Source organism: Faecalibacillus sp. H12 (assembly GCF_013361255.1).
Lineage (GTDB): Bacteria > Bacillota_I > Bacilli_A > Erysipelotrichales > Coprobacillaceae > Faecalibacillus > Faecalibacillus intestinalis.
The window spans coordinates 63,241-87,080 of sequence record NZ_JABWDK010000008.1; the positions used below are offsets into that span (position 1 = coordinate 63,241).

At 30.1% G+C, this 23,840-nt stretch carries 23 protein-coding genes; 6 read left to right on the forward strand and 17 right to left on the reverse strand.

The window, feature by feature from the left end; translation table 11 throughout:
* Position 1: 1 nt before the first annotated feature.
* Together HUU89_RS07605 and HUU89_RS07610 are read right to left on the reverse strand one after the other, a co-directional pair.
* Positions 2 to 2,800 (reverse strand): FAD-dependent oxidoreductase, encoded by a 2,799-nt coding sequence (locus tag HUU89_RS07605; RefSeq protein WP_175301432.1) that lies wholly within the window; start codon positions 2,798 to 2,800, stop codon positions 2 to 4.
* 177 nt (positions 2,801 to 2,977) lie between these two features.
* On the reverse strand, positions 2,978 to 3,574 hold the full coding sequence (locus HUU89_RS07610; RefSeq protein ID WP_175301433.1) for a pyridoxamine 5'-phosphate oxidase family protein: 597 nt from the start codon (positions 3,572 to 3,574) through the stop codon (positions 2,978 to 2,980).
* Between the two features lie 94 nt (positions 3,575 to 3,668).
* On the opposite strand from HUU89_RS07610, the gene HUU89_RS07615 reads away from it, so the two are divergent.
* The 3 genes from HUU89_RS07615 to HUU89_RS07625 all read left to right on the forward strand — a co-directional run bounded on the left by HUU89_RS07615 (position 3,669) and on the right by HUU89_RS07625 (position 4,539).
* A complete protein-coding gene (locus HUU89_RS07615; protein WP_117480500.1) occupies positions 3,669 to 3,971 on the forward strand; it encodes a hypothetical protein in 303 nt (100 codons plus the stop codon).
* 95 nt (positions 3,972 to 4,066) lie between these two features.
* Entirely contained in the window at positions 4,067 to 4,339 is a 273-nt protein-coding gene (locus HUU89_RS07620; protein WP_175301434.1) for a hypothetical protein, read from the forward strand.
* A complete protein-coding gene (locus tag HUU89_RS07625; RefSeq protein ID WP_117347794.1) occupies positions 4,336 to 4,539 on the forward strand; it encodes a hypothetical protein in 204 nt (67 codons plus the stop codon). Before HUU89_RS07620 ends, HUU89_RS07625 begins: the two co-directional genes overlap by 4 nt.
* Before the next feature lie 50 nt (positions 4,540 to 4,589).
* Here HUU89_RS07625 and HUU89_RS07630 read toward each other — a convergent pair whose 3' ends face one another.
* From HUU89_RS07630 to HUU89_RS07650, 5 genes are all read right to left on the reverse strand, one after another.
* Positions 4,590 to 6,008 (reverse strand): glycoside hydrolase family 1 protein, encoded by a 1,419-nt coding sequence (locus tag HUU89_RS07630; protein WP_175301435.1) that lies wholly within the window; start codon positions 6,006 to 6,008, stop codon positions 4,590 to 4,592.
* 10 nt (positions 6,009 to 6,018) lie between these two features.
* On the reverse strand, positions 6,019 to 6,951 hold the full coding sequence (locus HUU89_RS07635; RefSeq protein ID WP_117850223.1) for a type I phosphomannose isomerase catalytic subunit: 933 nt from the start codon (positions 6,949 to 6,951) through the stop codon (positions 6,019 to 6,021).
* Between the two features lie 35 nt (positions 6,952 to 6,986).
* The gene (locus HUU89_RS07640) at positions 6,987 to 7,460 is read right to left on the reverse strand and encodes a zinc ribbon domain-containing protein (RefSeq protein WP_175301436.1); all 474 of its coding nucleotides are present in this window, start codon (positions 7,458 to 7,460) and stop codon (positions 6,987 to 6,989) included.
* Between the two features lie 12 nt (positions 7,461 to 7,472).
* A complete protein-coding gene (locus HUU89_RS07645) occupies positions 7,473 to 7,892 on the reverse strand; it encodes a zinc-ribbon domain-containing protein (protein ID WP_175301437.1) in 420 nt (139 codons plus the stop codon).
* 80 nt (positions 7,893 to 7,972) lie between these two features.
* On the reverse strand, positions 7,973 to 9,304 hold the full coding sequence (locus tag HUU89_RS07650; protein WP_175301438.1) for a PTS sugar transporter subunit IIC: 1,332 nt from the start codon (positions 9,302 to 9,304) through the stop codon (positions 7,973 to 7,975).
* 237 nt (positions 9,305 to 9,541) lie between these two features.
* Here HUU89_RS07650 and HUU89_RS07655 point away from each other — a divergent pair, with 237 nt between their 5' ends.
* A complete protein-coding gene (locus HUU89_RS07655) occupies positions 9,542 to 11,443 on the forward strand; it encodes a BglG family transcription antiterminator (RefSeq protein WP_175301439.1) in 1,902 nt (633 codons plus the stop codon).
* A 39-nt stretch (positions 11,444 to 11,482) separates the two neighbouring features.
* Here the strand turns inward: HUU89_RS07655 and HUU89_RS07660 are convergent, their stop codons facing one another.
* The 9 genes from HUU89_RS07660 to HUU89_RS07700 all read right to left on the reverse strand — a co-directional run bounded on the left by HUU89_RS07660 (position 11,483) and on the right by HUU89_RS07700 (position 21,281).
* A complete protein-coding gene (locus tag HUU89_RS07660; protein WP_175301440.1) occupies positions 11,483 to 12,937 on the reverse strand; it encodes a glycoside hydrolase family 1 protein in 1,455 nt (484 codons plus the stop codon).
* A gap of 11 nt (positions 12,938 to 12,948) precedes the next feature.
* Entirely contained in the window at positions 12,949 to 13,575 is a 627-nt protein-coding gene (locus tag HUU89_RS07665) for a DUF4867 family protein (protein WP_117850231.1), read from the reverse strand.
* Positions 13,575 to 15,041, reverse strand: coding sequence for a glycoside hydrolase family 1 protein (locus HUU89_RS07670; protein ID WP_117871204.1), 1,467 nt, complete (start codon positions 15,039 to 15,041; stop codon positions 13,575 to 13,577). The genes HUU89_RS07665 and HUU89_RS07670 overlap by 1 nt, the downstream gene beginning before the upstream one ends.
* Before the next feature lie 12 nt (positions 15,042 to 15,053).
* Positions 15,054 to 16,523, reverse strand: coding sequence for a glycoside hydrolase family 1 protein (locus tag HUU89_RS07675; protein WP_175301441.1), 1,470 nt, complete (start codon positions 16,521 to 16,523; stop codon positions 15,054 to 15,056).
* A gap of 163 nt (positions 16,524 to 16,686) precedes the next feature.
* Complete coding sequence (locus HUU89_RS07680; protein WP_175301442.1) at positions 16,687 to 17,424, reverse strand: HAD-IIB family hydrolase; 738 nt, start codon at positions 17,422 to 17,424, stop codon at positions 16,687 to 16,689.
* Positions 17,417 to 18,412, reverse strand: coding sequence for a Gfo/Idh/MocA family protein (locus tag HUU89_RS07685; RefSeq protein ID WP_175301443.1), 996 nt, complete (start codon positions 18,410 to 18,412; stop codon positions 17,417 to 17,419). The genes HUU89_RS07680 and HUU89_RS07685 overlap by 8 nt, the downstream gene beginning before the upstream one ends.
* A gap of 1 nt (position 18,413) precedes the next feature.
* The gene (locus HUU89_RS07690) at positions 18,414 to 19,436 is read right to left on the reverse strand and encodes an oxidoreductase (RefSeq protein WP_175301444.1); all 1,023 of its coding nucleotides are present in this window, start codon (positions 19,434 to 19,436) and stop codon (positions 18,414 to 18,416) included.
* Positions 19,437 to 20,231: an HAD family hydrolase gene (locus tag HUU89_RS07695; RefSeq protein WP_175301445.1), complete on the reverse strand. Its 795-nt coding sequence runs from the start codon at positions 20,229 to 20,231 to the stop codon at positions 19,437 to 19,439.
* Between the two features lie 111 nt (positions 20,232 to 20,342).
* Positions 20,343 to 21,281: a hypothetical protein gene (locus tag HUU89_RS07700; protein ID WP_254697727.1), complete on the reverse strand. Its 939-nt coding sequence runs from the start codon at positions 21,279 to 21,281 to the stop codon at positions 20,343 to 20,345.
* Positions 21,282 to 21,604: 323 nt separating this feature from the next.
* Here HUU89_RS07700 and HUU89_RS07705 point away from each other — a divergent pair, with 323 nt between their 5' ends.
* Entirely contained in the window at positions 21,605 to 22,333 is a 729-nt protein-coding gene (locus tag HUU89_RS07705; RefSeq protein WP_317992330.1) for an alpha/beta hydrolase, read from the forward strand.
* Positions 22,334 to 22,460: 127 nt separating this feature from the next.
* Positions 22,461 to 23,234 carry a MurR/RpiR family transcriptional regulator gene (locus tag HUU89_RS07710; RefSeq protein ID WP_175301446.1) on the forward strand — a complete coding sequence of 258 codons (774 nt, stop codon included), beginning with the start codon at positions 22,461 to 22,463 and terminating at the stop codon, positions 23,232 to 23,234.
* A gap of 10 nt (positions 23,235 to 23,244) precedes the next feature.
* Here HUU89_RS07710 and HUU89_RS07715 read toward each other — a convergent pair whose 3' ends face one another.
* On the reverse strand, positions 23,245 to 23,748 hold the full coding sequence (locus HUU89_RS07715; RefSeq protein ID WP_175301447.1) for a VOC family protein: 504 nt from the start codon (positions 23,746 to 23,748) through the stop codon (positions 23,245 to 23,247).
* Positions 23,749 to 23,840 lie beyond the last annotated feature (92 nt).

A 23,840-nucleotide genomic window follows, 5' to 3' on the forward strand; every position in this document is an offset into this window, starting at 1 on the left:
CTTAATGTTCTACCTTTTTCTTTAAAATAATATTTTTTACACGTTTTAATTGATAAGGGATAATTGCTTTAAACTTATCTTCTGCCACAACCATATTAGAACATTCTGGATGATCACGATGAAGTTTGATAGCATCAAATTCACATTTAGTTGTACATACCCCACAACCAATACATTTATTCGCATCAACGATTGTTGCTCCGCATCCTAAACATCTTGCTGTTTCTTTTCTAATTTGTTCTTCTGTAAGAATTTGTGTATTATCTTTGAATCGATCTTTAACTTCTGGGTTAATACCTTCAACTTGTTTAGGTCCACGATCATAGCTTTCTACTAAAATATCATCTGTATCAAGTTGTTTAAATTGCCAACGATTACGTCCTGTTTCCATATGTCCATTATGAACATAACGATGTAATGATTCAGCAGCAATCTTACCTTGGGCAATGGCATCAATTGCGAATTTAGGTCCAGTATAAACATCTCCTCCAGCAAAGATATCTTCTTTACTTGATTGGAAAGTCACTTGATTTAATTCAATAGCTGGTCCATTGAATTTAACATCTTCACCTTTTAATAAATCTTTCCATACACTTTGTTGTCCAATCGCAAATATTAAACGGTCACATTCAACTGTCATAGTTTCATTTTCATCATAAACAGGAGCAAATTTACCATCATTAATTACAAATAAACATTTTTTGAAAACAATACCTGTCACTTTCCCATTTTCTGCAAGAATTTCTTTTGGTCCCCAACCACAATTGATTGTAACACCATCTTCTCTTGCTTCTTTGATTTCTTCAACTGAAGCTGGCATATCTTGTTCTTGTTCTAAGCTAAATTGGAATACTGAACTTGCTGCATTTCTTGCAGATACACGAGAAGCATCAATGGCTACATTTCCACCACCGACGACAACAACTTTTCCAGCAAATGGTGCATTACCACAGTTTGCATCATGTAAATAATCAATAGCTGTCATAACACCTTCTGCGTTTTCATTTTCAAGTCCTGGTAAACGACCAGCAGCGCATCCAATAGCAATATAGAAAGCTTTATAACCTTGTTCTCTTAATTGTTGAATTGTTACATCTTTTCCAACTTCAATTCCTGTTTTAATTTCAACACCCATCGCTTTTGCGACATCGATTTCAGCATCTAATAAATCTTTTTCTAGTTTATAAGATGGAATCCCATAACGTAACATGCCTCCTGGATGTTCGCTTTTTTCAAATACTGTAGGTCGATAACCTGTCTCAGCTAAATAGAAAGCAGCTGTTAAACCAGCAGGTCCTGCTCCAATAATCGCAATTTTTTCATCAAAATGATCCATGTGAATACTTGCAGGAATCACGACTTCTGGAATATGTCTCGTTTTGGCATTTAGATCTTGTTCAGCAATAAATCTTTTAATTGCATCAATTGATAAAGCTTCATCGACTTTACCACGTGTACAAGCATCTTCACATCTTCTATTACAAATCGCTCCACAGACAGCTGGGAATGGATTTTGTTTTTTAATGAGCGCTAAAGCATCTTGATATCTTCCTTGAGATGCCATTTTAATATAACCTTGTACTGCAATATGAGCAGGACAAGCACTTTTACAAGGAGCTGTTCCTGTTTCATGAGTATTAATTCTATTATTATCACGATAATTAAAATCGTATTTTTCTGGTCCCCATTTTGTAGCATCTGGTAATTCTTGTTTTGGATACTTAATTTCAGAACCATCTTTTTTACATAATTTTTGTCCTAAACGTACAGCACCTGCAGGGCAATATTCCACACATCTTCCACAAGCCACACATTTGTCTTTTTCTACATGAGCTACATAAGCAGAACGCGACATATTTGGTGTATTAAATAATTGTGATGTTCTTAAAGCATTACAAATTTCAACATTACAGTTACAAATACCAAAAATTTTATTTTCGCCATCAATATTTGTTATTTGGTGTACAAAACCATTATCTTCTGCACGTTTTAAAATAGCTAAAGCTTCTTCTTTAGTAATATCATGTCCTTTACCAGTTTCACGACAATAATCCGCAAAATCACCAACACCGATACACCAACCGAAATCATCATCAGCACATCCATCACCAATTGCTTTTCTTGAAGCACGGCATGAACATCTTCCTACACCAATTTTACCTTCATATTTATCTAACCAATAAGATAATTTTTCAATATCAATCGCTTCATTTTCCATAGAAATCGCTTTTTCAACAGGAATAACATGCATTCCAATTCCTCCACCGCCTGGTGGTACCATTTGTGTAATTCCAGCAAGTGGAATATAAGTCATACGTTCAAAGAAAGCAGCTACATCTGGATGATTTGTTATACGTGGATTTGATCTATCTGGTAACTCTTCCATATTAAATAACTCTGCACTTCCAGGTACAAACATTGGTAAGATATATCTTCTTTCACTTTGTGGTGCAGTGCGACCATTATGATCATAGTGATAACCATAATCATATTCAAGTAAACCAATATAACTCATTTCATCTAATAATTTTTGAAATGCTTCTTCTTGATTTGTTTCAATCTTACATAACTTACACATTTCTTTAAAAGTATAAGGTGTACGTTTTTTCATTTGTAAAGCAATGTCAGCCATTTCATCACTTATAATTTCAGCAAGTCCCCAATATTCTGGATCTTCTACTTTTACGCCACCAAAAATATGATCTGCCACATCAGTAATCTTTCTACCTAACTTAACAATTTTCTCTCTTGGAGGATTGTCATGCTTGTGATTTGCATCCCACTCCTCGTATTTTTTCATACTCATTAAATTTTTCCTTCCTCCCTTAATTGTTCTTTAATTAAAACAATTACGTCCAATTTATTATACATGAAACCCCTCTATTAAGTAATTGTTTATTAAATATTTGTTGATTTTTTCACATAAATTTAGACATATCATTTAATTTGTCTAAAAAAAAGAATCAAAACGATTCTCCTACTTCATTCTAGCCTTTCTATCAGTAATAATATCCGATATATCGAAAGGAATTTCATCATCCTCTTGTTCATAAACATTCAAAAAAGGAACATCTTCAACTGTCCTTAAAGGAAACTCAGATTTAGCCGTAACATCCTTTAAATCACATTCAATCACACCAATATAAATACCAGGTACAACCTTTCTTTCACTTAATGGTTTAATCTCACGATGATTACATGTATAAAGCAAATTGTATCCCTTTTCCCAAGTTTCAGGATCATCTTTATAATCTAACATCTTCATCTTTCCTTTAGCGATAACACTACGATAATCATGATAATGCCCTTTATATTTCTTATCAGGAAAATCATTAAAAATACTAAACTCAACACATACGCGAGGATCTTTCTTTAATAAATCGACCTTTTTTCCTACCTTCATAAAATGAGTATAAATATTTAAATGTGTATCTGTCATTTCAAAACCAAAGCTTAAAGGAACTACATAAGGAAAACCATCTTCATCATTCATACCAATATTTGCAATATTCATTTCCTTCAACATGGCTTTTATTAATTCATAATCTACTACTTCTCTTTCAAATCTACGCATTTTTCCACCTCGTTTACACTATACTTCCTTTTTTTCTTTTTTCAAAAATCTTTCAGTTTTTGAAAAATATCTTATAATATTTTTGAGGTGACTTATGAATACATTAAAAATACAAATTAAACCTTTTTATAAAAATAATCCTTTTCATCTAAAAGATGATCAAATACATATCCTATCTACCAATAAAAATGAAGAAGAAATAAAACAGCTTCTCTTACAAATGAATTATGAAAATTATTCAATTTTCATTCAACTTGAATTAGAAAACTATAACTATGGTTATCTCTTTATAGATCATAAAGAATATGAACTTTATTATTATAATGATTTTGATGATTATGAAGATGAAATTGAATTTGCCAGTAAAAACTGGATAAAAATGATAAAAAATAAATAAAAAAGAAGAAAAAAATGTTTTTTTTGCAGATATATATAATGAGGTGATATTATATGTACTACAAAAAACATTTAAAAATAGGAGGACTTCCATAAATGCCTTCTATTCAAAAACAAATTTCTTTAATATTTAACAAGAAAAAACAACAAGTATTTGTTGATTATTTTACTTATCAACGAATACGAACCCAGGTTTTTAATTACCCTAAAAAGTATCAAAATAATTTTACTTATTATATTGATTTAGATAATAATTTATATGAAATTACAGTTGAAAATCATGAGCCTATCATTCATAATAAAATTACAAATTATGAATCAATACTTGATGCTTTAGAAATTAAATTTCATAAAGGAGGACCAAAATGAGCTTCTTCAATCAAACAGAAGATACTATCATTGATATACTTAATTCTAAAAATATTGATCGTATTTCAATGGCTGGCATCATCGGAACTTTAAGACAAGAGAACTTAAGTGAAAATTCATTTTTAAACTTTATTAGAAACAAAGAAAATCTTTCTATTGAGGACTGTACTGAACAAATATGGCATATGAGAGGATATTAAAAAACAAGCTTATGAGGCTTGTTTTTTTAATCTATACGGTTTTACTATTTTTAATAATCTATATCATTTTCTAAATCATTTCCTTGAGATTGAATAACTTTTTTATACCAATAAAATGATTTTTTAGGATAACGTTTTAATTCTTTTAAATCTTCAAAATCACGATCTACATAAACAAATCCATATCTTTTTCTAATTTCTTTATGACTACTTAAAAAATCAATAGGACTCCATGCAAGATATCCCATTAAATCTACACCATCATGTTCAACAGCAGTTTTAATAGCTTGGATATGTTTTTGATAATATGAAATACGTTCATCATCATAAACCTTACCATCTTTGAGTGTTTCATCTATTCCAATACCATTTTCAACAATAAAGAGTGGTTTATGATAACGATGATAAAAATCAATAAGGGAGTATCTTAATCCTTCAGCATCTATTTGCCATCCCCATTCGTTAGCTTTATAATATGGATTTTTTAAAGCTCTTTGATCAAAAATAAGCGCATCTTCTAATTCATTTTGATCTTTTATATCTTCAAAAGAAGATATAACATTACTACGATAATACGAAAAAGCAAGATAATCTATTTTCTTTGATGATTCTTTAATTATATCTTTTTCTTCTTGAGAAATATTGAATTGAATATTTCTATTTTTAGCATATTGCATAAAATATGCAGGAAATTCACCATTACACATTGTGTCATAAACAAAATAATTATGCATCTTATTTTTAAAATCAGCTGCCATTACATCTTCTGCTTTACAAGTAAGTGGATAAAATGGGGCATGTCCTATCATTCCTCCAACTTGTGCTTGTGGATCAACACGTTTGATGACTTCAACAGCTCTTGCATGAGCAACTTGTACATTGACATTTAATTGTATATACATTTCTTGTTTACTCATACCTTCTGGTAATCTAGCACCAGCTACTAAATCTGGCATGTGGGCTGCTAAATTAATTTCATTATATGTAATATAATACTTAACTTTACCTTTAAATCTTTCTACAATACTTTCTACATGTCTAGCATAAAATTCAATAACTTCTTTATTCATAAAACCATTATAATGATTTAATAAATAATCTGGCATATCAAAATGAACGAGTGATACAACTGGTTCAATCCCTTTTTCTAATAAATAATCAACCATCTTATCATAAAAATCTAATCCTTTTTCATTTGGTTTTTCTTCATTTCCCAATGGATGAATTCTCGACCAAACAACAGAAAAACGATATGCTTTAAAACCCATCTCTGCCATATAATCAATATCTTCTTTCCAATGATGGTAATGATCCGTTGCTACATCTGTTGTACAAAACATAGGTTTAATTCCTGGTTCTGGAGTTACGACTAAAGTATCATAGACATTCAAACCTTTACCATCTTCTAAATAACCACCTTCAGCTTGAACGTTACTTAAAGCGCCTCCCCATAAAAATTCTTTTTTCATACAATTCTCCTTACTTTGTTGTCATCATAATCATCATTTGACCATCAAGTTCAATTGATGTATTTGTAGGAATCAAAAAATTATCTCCTACTTTAACGTCATATTCGTCTACTTTTCCACTTCCTTTTACAACTGTCGCTAGTTGATAATTATCGCATTTATATTGACATTTACCAATAACTAATAATTGAGAAACAGTAAATGAATCATTTGAAATAAATATTGTTTCTTTCATATTTTCATGAACTTTAACAACTGGATGAACATCATTTTTATCAATATCTTTATCAAAAGATAAACAATCAATAGCTTGTTTCAAATGTAATTCTCTTTCATTTCCATCTTTATCTTTTCGATGATAGTCATAAAATCTATACGTAATATCTGTAGATTGTTGAATTTCATACACAACGTTTCCTTTACCCATAGCATGTAGACAACCTGCTGGTAAATAAACAAAATCCCCATCAGCTACAGGATATTTTTTATAAATATCATCCCATTTATCTTGATTGATCATTTCTTGAAGCTCTTCTTTATTCTTTGTCTTTTGTCCATAGACAATAGAAGCACCTGGATCTGATTCAATAAAAAACCACGCTTCATTCTTCCCTCGTTTATAACCAATTTTTTGAGCATGTTCATCATCAGGATGAACTTGAATACTCAAATCATCTTCTGGTCCGACTAAAGAAATAATTACTGGGAAATCCTCACCTGGATGTCCAAATAATTCTTGATGTTTTTCCCATAATTCTTTTAGAGTTTTTCCTTTGAATCCACCTTTTATACAAACAGTAGATAAGCCTTCACCATCTTGAGCACTAAAAGACCATGATTGACCTATTCCTTCAGGAAAATCATCATACCCAAAGAAATCTCTTACTTTTGTATGACCCCAAATAGCTGGTCTAGGAATCGCTTTAAAAAATAAAACACCCATTTTATCTTCACTCCTTTAAAAAAGGCATATTCCGCCTAATAAGTAAACAAAGCGAACATGCCCATAATTGTTACAAATACAGATAAAACATTAACCATTGATACAACATTTGACTTAATTCTAAATCCGTACTTACTAAATATTAAATTATTTACTTGTTTTGCTTTTGTCACATGGTAATCCGCTAATAAAGCAAATACAACAATAGCTATTCTCATAGGTAAGCTTGTTCCAATACCACTACCTAATAAATTCCATGGAAACATTGCTAAAACAATTGCTACAACAGTTGCAAATAACGAAGCTGCAATATAAGGATTCTTTTCATCCTTATGTTTCATCATACGTTCTTGTTCTTTATTAGATTGTGCCTGTTTTTTACTTTTCTTTTTATTTTCATTGTATTTTTCGGCATAGCTCACTTGTTTTACTTTAACTACTTCACATCCACAATTATCACAAAACTTTGACGTTTCCTTTATTTCTGCACCACATTTTCTACAATACATAATCTAATTCTCCTACTTTAAAATAATTTGTGAAATATTGACTAACGCAACAAAAATACTTAAAAAAATTGAAATATAAGCATAATTCTTATTTCCTGTTGGTTCATAGCCTTTCTTTTGATCATCTTTATCAACTTTTAAAGACATCACACCACAAACCAAAGCTCCTGCATAAAGCAATGAACTTATGATGTATGGAAGTTTAACATTTCCACCAACAGCATTAACAACTGTTCCTCCAATAAAGTCTAAACCTATTAAAGCTATAAAAAATAGGAGGATTCCTAGTTTTGCAAAAGAATTTTCTCTTGGATTTTTCTTTAATTTTTTAGATTCTTTAATCTCTTTCTTTTCTCCGTTAAGTTCTTTTCCACAATGATAACAAAATGCTGAATCTTGTGGTATTTCTTTATGACAATATGGACATTCCATAACTAGTTCCTCCTTTTATTAAAAAGAAGGCTTGAGGCCAATTTGGCACTTAGCCTTCTTTAAATTATTCAATTATTTAATTAAGCAGTTTCGCCATTAAATTTAGCAACTTCAGCTTTTTCATATGATTTCCAGAATGGATAGAAAATAACCATACCAATTGCGAAGTTAATAAATACAATAACAATTCCACCGATTGAACCACCTGCAGCTAAGTATCCTAATACAGGAGATGGTGTAGCCCAAGGTAAGTTCATATACATTTTACCAACAAATCCAATACTTGTTAACCAATAAGTTAAAGCACCTGTAAGTGTATGAGTTAAGATAAATGGAACTAATAAGAAACCATTCATAACTACTGGTAAACCAAACATAATTGGTTCAATGATACAGAATACTGCTGGTGGTAAACAGATTGTAGCTAAAGGTTTTAAATGAGGTAATTTCTTGCTTGACATAAACATATAAACTAGAATTGGCCAACAAGATGATACCCATTGAGATAATCTACATAAGTTTGGTGTCCAAACATATGGTAAATCTTTAACTAATGTACCTGCCATATAAGCAGTGTTGTTATCAGCAATCCATTGATTTGTAAAGACATTGATAACTGCACCTGTGATGTTATCACCATGTAAACCACAGATCCATAATAACGCTGATAAGAATTGTTGTAATGTGTAAACAAAGATATTATCAGCTGCACCTAATACAGGTAATAACATTTGTCCAACTAATTCTGGGATATTTAAACCAGCTAAAGTTCTAATTCCCCAACAAATTAATGTAATAAAGAAGTAAGGAATAATAGCTGAGAAACTGTCAGAGATTGCTGGTGGTACAGAATCTGGTAATTTAATAACGATATGTTTTTTATAACAAATATCAATAATATTAATTGCGATAGCACCTGCGATCATTGCTGTGATTAAACCAGCTCCACCCCAATATGTAGATTCAAAAGCACTTGCTCCTGCTGATAAAGTACCATCTTTAGCAGTAACAACTAATTGTCCAACTGAGTTATAGTTTAATAACATAAATGCGAAGAACGCACCAACTGCACCAGTTGTTTTATTAATACCTTTGATTTCTGCATATTCAGCACCAAATGCAATAATAATGTAAATAGCCATAATACCCATTGATAAGCTGTTAACTAGAGATAAGTCTCCAGCCCAAGGTTTTAAAAATGGAATTAAAGCTTTTGTAGTTAATCCACCATCAGAACAGAATAAATAAACAACTAAGAATAATGAACCAACCATTGTGACTGGTAATGCTGCAACCATACCATTAACAATACCACGAACAAATGGAATTTGCCCGAATTTTGTCATTGGTCCAGCAATTACGTCAACTTTTTCTAGAATTTTGTCCATCATGGACTTCTTTTCTGTAGACATATTTTTCTTCCCCTTTCTTAAGAAAACCTCCTAAATGTAAACGTTTTCCCTTTGCCTACTTATATACTATACTGAATTATTTTCTTTTTCGATATAAACGATTGTCATAATATATGACACTTTTTTTACAAAATTCTCTAAAACCTTTATATTACTTGAATTTTAAGAAATTAGCTTACAAAAAATCACTTGAGTAAACGTTTACATTTGTATATAATTTGTTTAGGTGGTGATAAAATGCAACTCAAAAAGAATGAAATTAAAATTATTCAGCTCTTATTAGCTTCAGATAACTATATCTCTAGTTATGAAATTGCTAATTCAACTGGCATTTCTAGAAGACGAGTGAGAGACGAAATGAAGATTGTTAAAGATATTCTTGCAACTCTTCATTTAAATTTATTATCTAAACCTTCTCAAGGTTACTATATCGAAGGAAAGTCATCGCAAGATTTAACTGAATTACAAAGTATTATTAATAAAAATGAACGTGATGATGATTCTTTAATTCCATCTTTACCTGATGAACGATCTAATTACATTCTAGGGCGTCTCATTAATAGTAGAGAATTTATTAAATTGGAAACACTTGCTGATGAATTACTTGTCTCAAGAGCCACAATTGCGAATGATTTAGTTTCAATAAAAAATGAATTTAAAAAATATGGTTTAAAATTTAACCAAAAACCTAATTATGGAATTTATATCAGTGGTCCGGAAACAGGGAAAAGAAAATGTTTAGTAGACAATATTTTTAAAAACCTAAATATTTCTGATATGTATTTTGATTTTTTAGATACTTATTTTAATTCGCCTGATTATGAAATCATTCAAATTTTAAGAGAATATGCTATATCTATCAGTGATATTAGTTTAATAGATTTCTTAATTAGTTTTTCAATTAGTGCAGCACGTATTTCTTGTGGATATTTAATTGGACATCAAACAGAAGGTTTTGAAGATTACCAAAATAGAACAGAGTATTTTGTCGCAAAAAAACTTGCATTATATGCAAAAGAACATTTTGATGTAGAATTTGACGAATATGAAATTCAAAATATCACGATTCAACTGATTTGTAAGAGAGCTACAAAAGGACTTACTTTTATTTATAATCAAGATATTATTGATTTACAAAACGAAATACTTGATAAAATAAAGAAACAAACTTTAATTACTTTTGATGATGAACATTTTAATAAAGTTTTTCCATTATATTTAAACTATACTTTAATACGACAAAAATATGGTGAAAAAATACGTACACCCTTATATGAAGATATTCAATACGATTATCCTCTATCTTATTATCTTGCTCAAATTGTTTCTCAAGTAATAAAAAAACATACAAAGATTCCTCTTTCTAGAAGTGAAATCACTAATTTCACTATTCTATTTAACAATACAATTAATAATAAAAAATATAGTCAAAAAAAGGTTTTACTCATTAACTGTATGAGTGAGTCTATCAAAACGTTTATTAATCATTTTATCGAAAAAGAACTCTATGACCAATTAGTAATCACTAAATCCATTCATTATTATGAAATAGAAGAAGAAAACTTAGACCAATACGATTTAATCTTATCAACAGCACCGATTCATCGCCAATTACCAATTCCTGTAATCAGCGTAAATTATATTATGTCTCAAGATGATATTATTCGTATTAAAAGCTATTTATCTTATCTCTTTAATGATAAGCAAATGTTATACTATTTTCATCCAAGTTTCTACAAAACACATGTACAAGTTAAAACACTTAAAGGTCTAGCAACAAATTTCTATCAATTAATAAAAACAGTATATCATCTTAACGATTCAAAAAAGAATGATATTATGAATAAAAACATTTGTTCTATACATACCTTTGAAAACAGTATCGGCTTATTAAGGCTTACACGACCACTTAACTCTAATAATATTATTTCTATCGTCACATTAGAAGAACCTATGAAAGTTGAAAATCAAACATTTAATATAGCCATACTATTCTCTTGTGCTGATAATCAAAATGTCATGTATAATACACTATTTTCAACTTTAAAGAACATTTCTGAAAATAAAGAAGATTTAGATAAACTCATTTCACATATTCCTTATACAGAATTTTTATCAATTATTTTAAAAAATAAATAAATTGTAGAATATTAAAAACAAGCTCAATCGAGCTTGTTTTTAATCTAAATTCTTTCCATCAGATTTAATACATTTTTGATACCAATAGAATGAATCTTTTTTACTTCTGTGTAAATCTCCTTTACCTTCATCATCCATATCCACATATATAAATCCATATCGTTTATCCATTTGTCCTGTTGTAAATGATACTAAATCAATTGGTGCCCAAGAAGTATATCCAAAAATATTAACACCTTCTTCTCTGGCCTTCATTAAACTCTTAATGTGACTGCGATGATAATCTATACGATAAGTATCATGTATAGAACCATCTTCTTCTACTTTATCATAAGCTCCTAAACCATTTTCCACATCAAAAATAGGTACTTGATAACGGTCATTTAAGACATGTAAGAAATATTCATATCCTGTAGGATCGATTTGCCATCCCCAATCAGATGCTGTTAAATATGGATTTTTTAAGTTAGCAGAAGTTCCTGCCCCACCTAATGCTTCTCCTTCATCTTTATGAGTTGTTACTACATTAGACATATAATAAGAATATGCTAAGAAATCAGATTTCCCTTCCATTAAATCTTTTTTATCTTCTTCACTGATATTTAAGTTTACATTATTTTCTTTCCAAATGCGTTTAGCATAAGATGGATAATATCCTCTTACCATTGTATCTGCACAATAAGCAAATTTATTTTGGAATTCTTTATAATTTGCAATAACATCTTCTGGATCACAAGTATATGGATAGCTACAGAATCCTGCAATCATACATCCTACTGAAATATTTTTATCAATTTCATGAGCTACTTTAACAGCTTTTGCTGCAGCAACCATTTGATTATGTAATTCTTCAAAAGCTACTTGTTTTCCTTCTTTAACATCAAAATGAAGTAAAATATTAATTTCATTGAATGTTAACCATTTATCAACTAAATCTTTATATTCTGTAAAACATACTCTCGCAAATTCAACAAATTGATGAATCATTTCTCTATTTGTCCAATCTCCATATGTTTCTTCTAAATAAACAGGTTCATCGTATTTATATAAAGTAATGACAGGATCTATTCCATATTTACGGCATTCTTTAAAAACATTACGATAGAATTCTACACCTTCTTGATTAACTCCACCTTCTACTCCATGAGGATAAATTCTTGCCCATGAAATAGTCGTATTAAATGTTGTAAAACCAAGTTCAGCAAATAAAGCGATATCTTCTTTATAGCGATGATAAAAGTCAATGCCAACATGATTTGTATAACGAATATCATCAAATAATTGATATTTAGCTCCTTGAGGCAAATGATCAAATTGTCTCATTTTACCTCTTGTTCCATCTGCATTTAAATAATGAATCCATCTTATATCAGTTGTTGATCCTGGATCACCAAAATCTACTTGAACAGGACTTTTTCCACCTTCATCCCATCCTCCTTCACATTGAGCAGCACTAATTGAACCACCCCATAAAAACTTATCTGGTATTGCCATCTTTATTCCTCCTATAAATGTTTGATTTGAATCATTTTTCCTTTTAATCCTGGATAATCTCCAGCTTGTACTTTTTCTACATTATCTTTATGTGCTATAAACCATTTATTCTTTTTCTTTAATATTCCTCTTCTTTGACAAGCATCGCCTGTACCTTTTAACAATAAACAAATGGTTTTAAAAGAGTCTATTACTGTAATTGGTGTATAGTGAAGTGTTGTAGCATAAAGTTCTACAACTGTTCCTTGTGGTACATAAAAGAGTTCACATTTTTCAATATCATAGTCATTTTCTACCATGTCTTGTCTTTTTCCGACAGCTAAAATATAGTCTGTTACCGCAATAATTGTTTCACTACATTGATGATATTCTAATCCATTTAATACATCATTTTTTCCAGTTACAACGCCTGCCATAACATCTAAATACCCATAGATATCTTTCATTAATTCTTGAATACATGGTATATCTTCTAATTCTTTGATACTTGTATCATATGCATTTATATTTTGATATGTTTGTGCAAAATTGATTGCTTCTTGGACGTCTTGTTTAATAACTCTTCCATAGTCTTTAAAATTTTCATTTAATTCTTGGATTTGATAATCTGGATTAAGAAGTTGAATCTTTTCTAACATTAATCTAAATCCTCCCCATTAGAAGCAATGACTTTCTTATACCAATAGAAAGAATCTTTTCTTGAACGATGTAAATCACCATTTCCTTCATCATCCATATCTACATAAATAAATCCATACTTTTTATCCATTTGTCCAGTTCCTGCTGAAACTAAATCAATACATCCCCATGTTGTATAACCAAATAGATTAACTCCTTCTTCTACTGCTTTTTTCATTTCTTTTATATGTTCTCTATGGTATTCAATTCTTGCTGGATCATGACAAATTCCGTCTTCTCCTTCCTTTTCTATTAAACCAATGCCATTTTCTACATCAAACATAGGTGCATTATATCGATCATTAATTAAATGCATCATATGTCTAAATCCAACTGGATCAATTTGCCATCCCCAAGCATTTGCTTTTAAATATGGATTTTTTACTGTCCCTAAAATATTTCCTCCTGTATGATTATCATCATCTACTTTATGTGTTGTCACAATACCTGAAGAATAATAAGAAAAACCAATAAAATCAGATTTACCATTCATTAAATCTTCCTTATCTTGCTTAGTTATTTCTGGTGTAACACCATATTCTTCCCATATTCTTTTCGCAAATGGTGGATAATATCCTCTCATTTGTGTATCAGCACTATAACAGAAGAAATCTTGGAATTTTCTATAACGTTCCATCGCATCTAACGGATCTGGTGTTAATGGATATGCCATATTTGTACATAACATACATCCAACCTTTAAATTTGGATCAATTTCATGTGCAACAATTGTTGCTCTTGCTGCAGCTACTAATTGATTATGTAAATAAATGAGATTTCTTTGATTTCTTTCAGTTTTTTGTCCATCCATAGGCATGATGATATTAATTTCATTAAATGTCATCCATTTATTAACATAGTCCTTATATTCACTAAAGCATACTCTAGCAAATTCAACAAATTCATCAATCATTGCTCGATTACGCCATCCACCATGTTGTTCTAATAATGAAACTGGCTCATCATATTTATATAAAGTAATGACTGGATCCATTCCATACTCTTTAGCTGTTTTAAAAACATCTCGATAGAATTCTACACCTTCTTGATTAACTCCTCCTTTAATCCCATGAGGATAGATTCTTGCCCATGAAATAGAAGTATTGAATGTTGTATATCCCATTTCTTTAAATAAAGCTAAATCTTCTTTATAACGATGATAAAAATCACTTGCTACATGATTTGTATAATGTAAATCATCGAAAAATGCAAACTTACATCCTTCTTCTAGTTCATCTACTGCTTCCCAATTTCTATGAGCTCTTTGTCCATTCTTATCTAAATACCAAATTTGTCTTCTTTCTTTAGTAGATCCTGCAGTACAGTAGTCTACTAGTACAGGTGATTTTCCTCCTTCGTTCCAACCACCTTCTATTTGTGCAGCACTTATTGAGCCACCCCATAAAAATCCTTTTGGAAATCCCATTTTCTATTCCTCCTAATCTATATCTTTTCCATTTGAAGTATATACTTTCTTACAATATTCAAATGAATCTTTCTTATATCGTTTATATGTTCCATTACCAAAATCATCTACATCAACATAAATAAATCCATAGCGTTTTCTAATTTCACCTGTTCCAGCAGAGACAAGATCAATGCATCCCCACCATGTGTATCCCATTAAGTCTACATCTTCATCAATTGCTTCACTCATTGCTTTGACATGTTCTCTCATATAATCAATACGATATTGATCATGTACGGTTCCATCTTCTTCTAATGTATCAAATGCTCCTAATCCATTTTCACAATTCATGAGAGGTATTTGATATCTGTCATAAATTTCATGCAGAAAGAATTTTAATCCTTTTGGATCAATTGCCCATCCCCAGTCGGATTCTTTTAAATATGGGTTTTTCTTTCCCATGAAATTTAAGTTTCCTGTTGCTTCTTGACCATCTACATGAGTAGTTACACAGTTAGAGAAATAATAAGAGAATTCAAAGAAGTCTACAGTACCTTCTTTTAATGCTTTCGTATCTTCTTCTGTAATATCTAAAGTAATATTTAATTCTTTCCATAAATGTTTAGCATAACTTGGATAATACCCTCTTACAAAGACATCTCCTGCATACCAGAAATTCTTTTGCATTTCTTTTTGATTAGCAAGTTCATCTTCTGGATCACATGTTAATGCATGTGTGAAAATACCTGCTTGCATACATCCGATTTTTTTATTTGGATAATTATCATGTAAGTATTTAACTACTTTTGCACTTGCTACTAATTGGTTATGTAATACTTGATATTGTCTTTGTACTTCTTTTTGATTGTTTGAATCCAAGATAGAGAATTGAGCAGCATTGATTTCGTTGAATGTTGACCAATAAGTAACTTCTTGGAATTCATCAATAGATGCTTTCCCAAATTCAACAAATTCTTCTATTAAAAATCTATTCTTCCAGCCACCTAATTCTTCAATATAGAAAGCAGGCATATCATATTTGTATAAGTGAACTAATGGTTCAATTCCATATTTCAAGCATTCTTTAAATACATTATGATAGAATTCTACCCCTTCTGGATTAATTCCTGCTTTAATTCCTTTAGGGAAAATTCTTGCCCATGATAATGTCATATTAAATGCTTTAAATCCTAATTCTGCAAACATCGCAATATCTTCTTTATAATGATGATAAAAATCTGTTGCTTTATGATTAGGATAAAATTCATCAGGATTGATTGCTAATTTAGCTCCTTCAGGTAAGTTACAATTTTCAATCATAGCTGGTGTTTTACCGTATGTTCCATCTGGCATGATATAAGTTGCCATACGTGGACTATTAACTGTTCCTCCAGCATGATAATCTGTCATATTAGGAGATTTACCTCCTTCATCCCAACCACCTTCACATTGGTTAGCACTAATATCTCCACCCCATAAAAAACCTTTTGGAAAACTCATTTTTTATTCCTCCTTAATTTTCAATATATTATTTGAAATATCTATTTTTTGTTAATAAGTGAGATAAGTATTGTGATGTAAACGTTTTCCCAATCTTTAATCATATACTATAATGAATAATCTATTTTTTCTACATAAATACTTGGCATAATATGTGCCATTTTTATTCTTTGTTCAATATATCTATAGCCACTTTTACTGATGAAACCGTATACCTCGTTTGTTGTTGAATATCTTTAGGAGATGTCTTAAAAGTAAATGATTGATTTACAACTTTAAACATTTCTAAATCATTATAACTATCTCCTATTCCTGCTGTTTCATCGCTTATTAACTTTGTTATTTCTAATATTCCATTTCCTTTACTACACCCTCTTTTAACAACATCAATTGCATTTACATTTTGAAAAGCATGCAATGAAGGATAATCTTTATTGATTTCATCAGTTATTTCTTTAGCTCTTGTAGATTCAATTAATGAAAAACTATAAATCTTACGATCTTTAAATTCATCAATTGAATCAAATTGCTTAATATAACTTGGTGCATCATTTGGAACATATTTAAAGTATAAATATTTTTCATCTAGACAATGTGGCCCTATAATCGTTTCATTTTCATATTTTTGACACACTTCTTTAACAAGTTCAAAAGGAATTTCTTGTGCATAAATAACTTGATAATCCTTATCTAAAACAAGACCTCCAGTACACAACACATAATAATCTGGAATAATTTTACCTTTCATTAATGCATTTACCCCACCTAGTGGTCTACCTGTACACAAAGCAAATTTATTTCCTTTCGATTGAAAAGTTTTTATTGCTTCTATATCCTCTTGATGAAAGCCTTCCTTAAAAAAGAGAGTTCCATCAAAATCACTAAATAGTATTTTATTCATAAGATTCATCTGCTTTGAAATGAACACCTGCATCTATTCTTGCTTTTGTAGCAATATCCATCGCAATCAAACTCTTTTCCATCATTTCATTTGCTCTATCAAAATCTTTATTTTCTATCATTTTTACAAACTCATTAAATTCATAAACCATACGATGTGTATCGCCTTGTAAATCAAATGTTTCTTCTCTTTGATCATTATGTAAAATTTTAAAGCTTCTTAAAACATTTGCTGGTGTTTGAATACTAATACACCCTTGATCTCCTTGAATACTTGTTGCAATAGGTGCTTTGCAATCTTTAGCTCCAATTAAAACAGCTTTGAAATTACCATAATCCAATGTAATGATTCCTGATGTATCGATATTTTTTTCAATATTAGCCATATAATTGACTTTTAATGGTTTACCAAATAAAGCAACCATTAAATGAATATTATAAATATTTAAATCCATTAAAGCACCACCAGATTTTGTATAATCAAAAGCTGGTTGAATAATTCCTTCTTTAAAAGCATTATATCGAGAAGAATATTGAGAATAATTAGCAGTTACAATTTTTATATTTCCTAACTCATTTAACTTTTCTTTTATTTTTAAAACATTAGGTAAATATTGAGTAGAAATTGCTTCAAATAAAAATAAGTGTTTTTCTTTTGCTAATTGACTTAATTCTTCTAGTTCTTCTATTCTAGAGGTAAATGGCTTTTCACAAATAACATGCTTTCCTTTTTCTAATGCTTGTTTACACATTTGATAATGAAGATGATTAGGTGTAGCAATGTACATAACTTCAATATCTTCATCATTTAGCAATTCATCATAATTCAAATACGCTTTTTTTACATGGTTTTCTTTTGCCATTTGTTTAACTTTTTCTATTGATTTTTCAGTAGAAGCAATCGCTTCTAACTCAATTCCTTCTATTTCATGAATAAAACTAAATAAACCTCTTACGATCATCCCTGCTCCGGCAATTCCTAAACGCATTTTATCTAGCCTCCTTAGCAACTTCTGTTGCTTGTTCTAGTATTCTTAATACTTCTAATACTTCTTCATCTGCAACTATCTTTTCTCCATGATTAAAGATTACTTCATATAGATTATCATAGATCATTCCATAATCTTGTATTTCTACTGGTACTTTCTTTGTCACATCTTCTCCATTTTCATCGACATAACATAATGTTCCCCAATATTTTTCTGGTAATGGTTCAAAGCTGATTTCTACTGGTCCTGGTTTTGCCTTCAATGCACTTTGATGTCCTAATTGTGGCATGATGAAGCTTCCTTTTCTTCCATGAACGATAAATCTTGGATATTCTAATTTGACATAGAAGCTTGTTTTTACAATTGCTTTCATCTTTCCATAGAATAAATCGATATCTGAATAGTCATCTGAATTCCCTAAATTGTCATAGCTTCTACAGTCATATACGACTTTATCTGGTACTCCAAATTCTCCTACGATTTGATCGATTGGATGTACTTGTAATCCATATAGCATTCCTAGTCCTTTTCTATCTGCAATCGATGGTCGATAATAATCATAATGCGATTCGATTTCTAAGAGTTCCCCTAAGACCCCTGTTTCAATGACTTTTCTCACTGTCCTCATATCGGCATCAAATCGTCTGTTTTGATTTGCCATAACTACGACACCTTTTTCTTTAGCTAGATCAAAGACTTCTTTTGCTTCTTCAACTGACATGGCAAATGGTTTTTCACATAGACAATTCTTTCCATGTTCAATGGCCATCTTTGTATAATATGTATGAAATTGATCTGGTGTATTTACAACGATCAAATTCACTTCTTCATCGTTCATTACTTCATCGATATCACTTGTAAAATTTATATCTGGATACCATGTTTCTCTTTCTTCATCTCCTACACGGTCTTCCATTCTTCGATAGATATATTTGACCTTGATTGTATCCTTTCTTCTTTCTACATATGGTAGATGATATCTACACACACTATTTCCAAATCCAATATAAGCTACTACTAACATTTAAAGTTCTCCTTTCAAGATTTCTTTTATTTTCCCTGTTACTCCTGATTCATCATTCGAATCAATTACTTGAAAAGCTATCTCTTTAAGTGGTTGAATCGCATTTTTCATAGCATAGCTATAATGAACATTTTGAAATAACTCATAATCATTCATTTGATCACCAAATACTGCACACTCTTCTTTTGTAAGATGTAAAATATTCATTAAAAAATGTATTCCAAACCCTTTATTGATGGTCTCATGTTGAATATCCATCCATTCATTTCCTGATGTCATAATTTTTAAATGGGCTGGTAATTCTTTTTTGATAAGTTCTACATATTTTTCAACATGATGTTGTGGATCATGTATAGAAAACTTAAGAATTCCTTCTTTAATTTCATGAATATCGTCTATAAATGCATATTCATCATAATGTCGTTCTATTTCTTCTTTAAAAGAAAGATATTGTTGAGGAATGTATGATTTTTCTTTTCCTCCAATGACTGGCATAATTTCTGAATATTGTTTTAAGATGTTATAAATTGTTTGAACATCTTGTTTATCCATAATAAATGAATAAAGCTCTTTTTTACCTTTTGTAATAAATGAACCATTTTCACTAATAAAGTAAAGCTCATCGCTGTAAGGCAAAAATTGATTGTATAAATGATAAAACTGATTCCCACTTGCAATCACAAAATACATTTCTTTTTCTAATACTTTCTGTAAAACTTCAAAAAATTCATTATCAAACTCTTTTTGACTATTCAATAATGTTCCATCCATATCTGTTGCTAGTAAATGAATCATAAGTAACCTCCTTGCCCTCATTATATAAGGAAACGTTTACCTAAATATTCAAAGATAAAAAAAAGAAATCCATTTTCACAAAATTTCTTTTAAACATGAAATTGAATTTCATTATCTTCTAGGTGTGGCCATTTGTGCCCAAGTATAAGCTTTACCTTTTAATGTTACTGACATTTGATAGATGTTTTCTGGCCATGTTCCACCACCAAAACCTCCATCACCAATTGCATGAACATCACAACCTGTTTGTTTCATAAGCAATGTCACTTCTCTAATAGTATCTCGATCTGCAGCTTCAACATTACTATTTAAAAAGCTCATTGCGAGTGCACCTTTTCGATGTGTATATTCAATTAATTCTCTAATTCTTTCTACTGTAATTCCATGTCTTGATCCTGGTGCTGGAAAATCAATAATATCAGCTCCATTTTCAATTAATTGATCAATAATTTCTTTAGCATCATAATCAGCTAGTGGGTCTCCTAATACTTTTTCTACAACACCATCTTCCCATTTTCCAGCAAAAATCAACATATCTTCACCACAAATCTCTCTGGCCTTTTTTGTCCAACGCACAACATCTTTGATAGATGTTCCACTTCCAGGATTTCCTCCTAATATAATGAAGGAAATACCCCAATCCTTACATTTCTTTAAATTTTCTTCAGTGCAAATCATACCTGCTAAATCATATAAATAATCACTTGTTAAATCTAACCCTTCTTTAGGACAGCCCATATAGATTCCTACCGGTCTTCCACCTACTAAATCTTTTATTCCTTGATAATCAAACCCTTGAAGGCCTGGGCATGTTTCAGGATGTTGAAAATCAAACCCATTTAATAAAACCATATCTCCTCCAAAGGCAAACATTAATTCTGTACTTGTACAATTTGGAAACAAAATAGGGTTCTTTAAATAAGTTTGTCCCATTAATACTCTACCTTCTGATTTAAAAATTGCTTCTTTTAATTGTCTTCCATTATATGTGCTTACTTGACTTGCCTTTGCACTAATTAATCTTGTAACATTATCATTTAATTTCATCATAATCATCTCTCCTTGATTAAAGCATAGAAAATATCTTTCTTTTTCTCAATGAATATTTCTTTTTTTAGAATCAAATTTCATTTAAAATTCTATCTTATGAAATTCAATTTCATTCTTCTTTAAATAAACGATTATTTTTATAATTAATTTATTAAGGAGGAACTTAAAATGATCAAACCAGAATACAAAGAATTAAAAGATTTTCCCGTTTCTAATAAAAAAAGTGAAGATATTCATTACATACTGCTGATTTTGATAATATAACAATAAGAGCTCCTTATAATATTGAGTATGTAAAACGTGAAATTCCACTTTATCTCAATATTCTTGTTCCCAAAAAACAACTTGAATCTAATGAAAAATATCCACTACTTGTTTATATTCAAGGAAGTGCTTGGAAAAAACAAAATGTAATTGAACATATTATTCCTTTATCAAATATTGCAAAAAAAGGGTTTGTAGTCGCAATCGTACAATATCGAGATACAAGTATCGCTCCTTTTCCAGCACAAATTGAAGATACTAAAACAGCTATTTCCTTTTTAATTGAACGTCATCAAGATTATCAAATCGATACAAAAAATATCTTTTTAGGTGGGGATTCTTCAGGAGGGCATACAGCTATCATGACTGGAATCACTGCTAATCAAAATATTTTAGAACTTGAAGAATTCAAATATGCTTCATCCATTCAAGGAATATTTGATTTCTATGGACCAACTCTTGTAAGTGAAATGCAAAATGAACCATCTATACAAGACCATATAACTCCTCCAAGTCCAGAAGGTTTATTACTTGGTGGTGTCAATGTTTTAGAACACAAACAAGAAGCCTATCAAGCTTCTCCGTTACCACATATTAAAAAGGATGTTAACACACCATCTATCTTAATGATTCATGGTAACAAAGATCGTCTTGTTCCTTTTGGTCAAAGTGTTCTATTATATAACACTTTAAAAGAAAATAACAAAGATGTTACTTTCTATTGTGTAGAACATGCAGATCATGGTGGTGCCGCTTTTTGGAATAACCAAGTATTAGACAATTTTTAAAAGAACATATAAAAAAATAGATCAAACGAGCTATTTTTCACTAAAAGAGAAAACGTTATCTCATTTTGCTAAAACATGTTATTATAGAGTTATAATAATGGAATCCCATAGAAGGAGTGTGCTACTAATGATTCAAGATTTAATTGAAAATGTTAAATTAACACCACAAGAACAAAATATTGTTGATTATATTGATTGTCATCCTAAAGAAGTAATGATTTTAAATGCGAAAGAATTATCAGAAAAGATCTTTGTTAGTCCACCTACTATGAATCGTTTTATTAAAAAGTTAGGATTTTCTGGATATTTTGATTTTCAGCTTACCTTTATTCAAGAACAAAATATGGCAGCTGAAACAAAACATAAAAGAATTACAAAGGATAGTCATGTAAGTGAAATCTTAGATACATTGCCTCTTATTTATCAACATGTTTTCACCGAGACACAAAAACTAACAAAAACAGATACTTTTATTAGAACTGTTAACTATATGCTACAAGCAAAACAAATAGATTTTTATGCAAATGATAACAACTATTCAGAAGTCCAAACAATCGCTTTAAAACTCAATTCGATAGGTATTCGAGCACAAGTATTCAATACCATCAATACTGTTTACTTAGAACATATTAATCCCCAAGAAACACTTGCTTTTGTTGTAAGTCATTCTGGAAGTAATAAAACAATGATTGATGCTGCTTATGCTTTAAGAAAAAAAAGAATTCGCGTGATTGGGTTAACTGGTAGATTATCTCAAGACTTAGAACTTGTTTGTAATGAAAACCTTTATATTGACGCTTATAGTCATCATTTACCTCATAGTATTATGCTCTATGGTCTTTCTATTCATTTTATTTTTGATGTTTTATATACTTCTTTATATTTTAAAAAGATTAAATAAAAAAATATGGTTATTTACCATATTTTTTTTGATCTTCTTCAATATTACCATGATGTTGTAATGATTTATCTGTATATTGCATAATTTCAAATTTATTACCATCAGGATCATGAATCCACATTTGCCATGTTTCAGATTGTCCCTTATTTGGTTCAATATCAATTTCAATACCTGCTTTAACTAATTCTTCACGAGTTTTATGAATATCATCTACCATTAACGCAAAATGTGAATAACCTAAACGGGTATCAGGTACTTCATGTTCTAATTGATGATCTGCTTTAGGAAATAGTTCTAAATATTGTCCTGGCGCTAATTCAATGAAGATATAGGCAATATCTTTAGGATTTGTTTCAGCTCTTTGAGCCCAAGCACCTCTATCTTTTTTTCCTTTATATGCTTCATAACGCATTATAATTTTAGCTTTCAAACCTAATTTATTTTCATAGAAATCTCTCATTTCATCCATTTGATCTGTATAAAATGAAAGATGCATTATTTCATTAAATTTCATAAAGATTCTCCTTTAAATAAAAATAGCATTATTTATGTGATATTTAAGAGAGGAAAATATCGGTGCATGTTATAAATAATGCTATTTCTAAC

What these genes read in the sequence shown, in the direction of transcription:
- HUU89_RS07605 (WP_175301432.1), bottom strand. Translation starts at nt 2,800, where the DNA reads ATGAAAAAATACGAGGAGTGGGATGCAAATCACAAGCATGACAATCCT.
- HUU89_RS07610 (WP_175301433.1), bottom strand. Translation starts at nt 3,574, where the DNA reads ATGCGTAGATTTGAAAGAGAAGTAGTAGATTATGAATTAATAAAAGCC.
- HUU89_RS07615 (WP_117480500.1), top strand. Translation starts at nt 3,669, where the DNA reads ATGAATACATTAAAAATACAAATTAAACCTTTTTATAAAAATAATCCT.
- HUU89_RS07620 (WP_175301434.1), top strand. Translation starts at nt 4,067, where the DNA reads ATGCCTTCTATTCAAAAACAAATTTCTTTAATATTTAACAAGAAAAAA.
- HUU89_RS07625 (WP_117347794.1), top strand. Translation starts at nt 4,336, where the DNA reads ATGAGCTTCTTCAATCAAACAGAAGATACTATCATTGATATACTTAAT.
- HUU89_RS07630 (WP_175301435.1), bottom strand. Translation starts at nt 6,008, where the DNA reads ATGAAAAAAGAATTTTTATGGGGAGGCGCTTTAAGTAACGTTCAAGCT.
- HUU89_RS07635 (WP_117850223.1), bottom strand. Translation starts at nt 6,951, where the DNA reads ATGGGTGTTTTATTTTTTAAAGCGATTCCTAGACCAGCTATTTGGGGT.
- HUU89_RS07640 (WP_175301436.1), bottom strand. Translation starts at nt 7,460, where the DNA reads ATGTATTGTAGAAAATGTGGTGCAGAAATAAAGGAAACGTCAAAGTTT.
- HUU89_RS07645 (WP_175301437.1), bottom strand. Translation starts at nt 7,892, where the DNA reads ATGGAATGTCCATATTGTCATAAAGAAATACCACAAGATTCAGCATTT.
- HUU89_RS07650 (WP_175301438.1), bottom strand. Translation starts at nt 9,304, where the DNA reads ATGTCTACAGAAAAGAAGTCCATGATGGACAAAATTCTAGAAAAAGTT.
- HUU89_RS07655 (WP_175301439.1), top strand. Translation starts at nt 9,542, where the DNA reads ATGCAACTCAAAAAGAATGAAATTAAAATTATTCAGCTCTTATTAGCT.
- HUU89_RS07660 (WP_175301440.1), bottom strand. Translation starts at nt 12,937, where the DNA reads ATGGCAATACCAGATAAGTTTTTATGGGGTGGTTCAATTAGTGCTGCT.
- HUU89_RS07665 (WP_117850231.1), bottom strand. Translation starts at nt 13,575, where the DNA reads ATGTTAGAAAAGATTCAACTTCTTAATCCAGATTATCAAATCCAAGAA.
- HUU89_RS07670 (WP_117871204.1), bottom strand. Translation starts at nt 15,041, where the DNA reads ATGGGATTTCCAAAAGGATTTTTATGGGGTGGCTCAATAAGTGCTGCA.
- HUU89_RS07675 (WP_175301441.1), bottom strand. Translation starts at nt 16,523, where the DNA reads ATGAGTTTTCCAAAAGGTTTTTTATGGGGTGGAGATATTAGTGCTAAC.
- HUU89_RS07680 (WP_175301442.1), bottom strand. Translation starts at nt 17,424, where the DNA reads ATGAATAAAATACTATTTAGTGATTTTGATGGAACTCTCTTTTTTAAG.
- HUU89_RS07685 (WP_175301443.1), bottom strand. Translation starts at nt 18,412, where the DNA reads ATGCGTTTAGGAATTGCCGGAGCAGGGATGATCGTAAGAGGTTTATTT.
- HUU89_RS07690 (WP_175301444.1), bottom strand. Translation starts at nt 19,436, where the DNA reads ATGTTAGTAGTAGCTTATATTGGATTTGGAAATAGTGTGTGTAGATAT.
- HUU89_RS07695 (WP_175301445.1), bottom strand. Translation starts at nt 20,231, where the DNA reads ATGATTCATTTACTAGCAACAGATATGGATGGAACATTATTGAATAGT.
- HUU89_RS07700 (WP_254697727.1), bottom strand. Translation starts at nt 21,281, where the DNA reads ATGATGAAATTAAATGATAATGTTACAAGATTAATTAGTGCAAAGGCA.
- HUU89_RS07710 (WP_175301446.1), top strand. Translation starts at nt 22,461, where the DNA reads ATGATTCAAGATTTAATTGAAAATGTTAAATTAACACCACAAGAACAA.
- HUU89_RS07715 (WP_175301447.1), bottom strand. Translation starts at nt 23,748, where the DNA reads ATGAAATTTAATGAAATAATGCATCTTTCATTTTATACAGATCAAATG.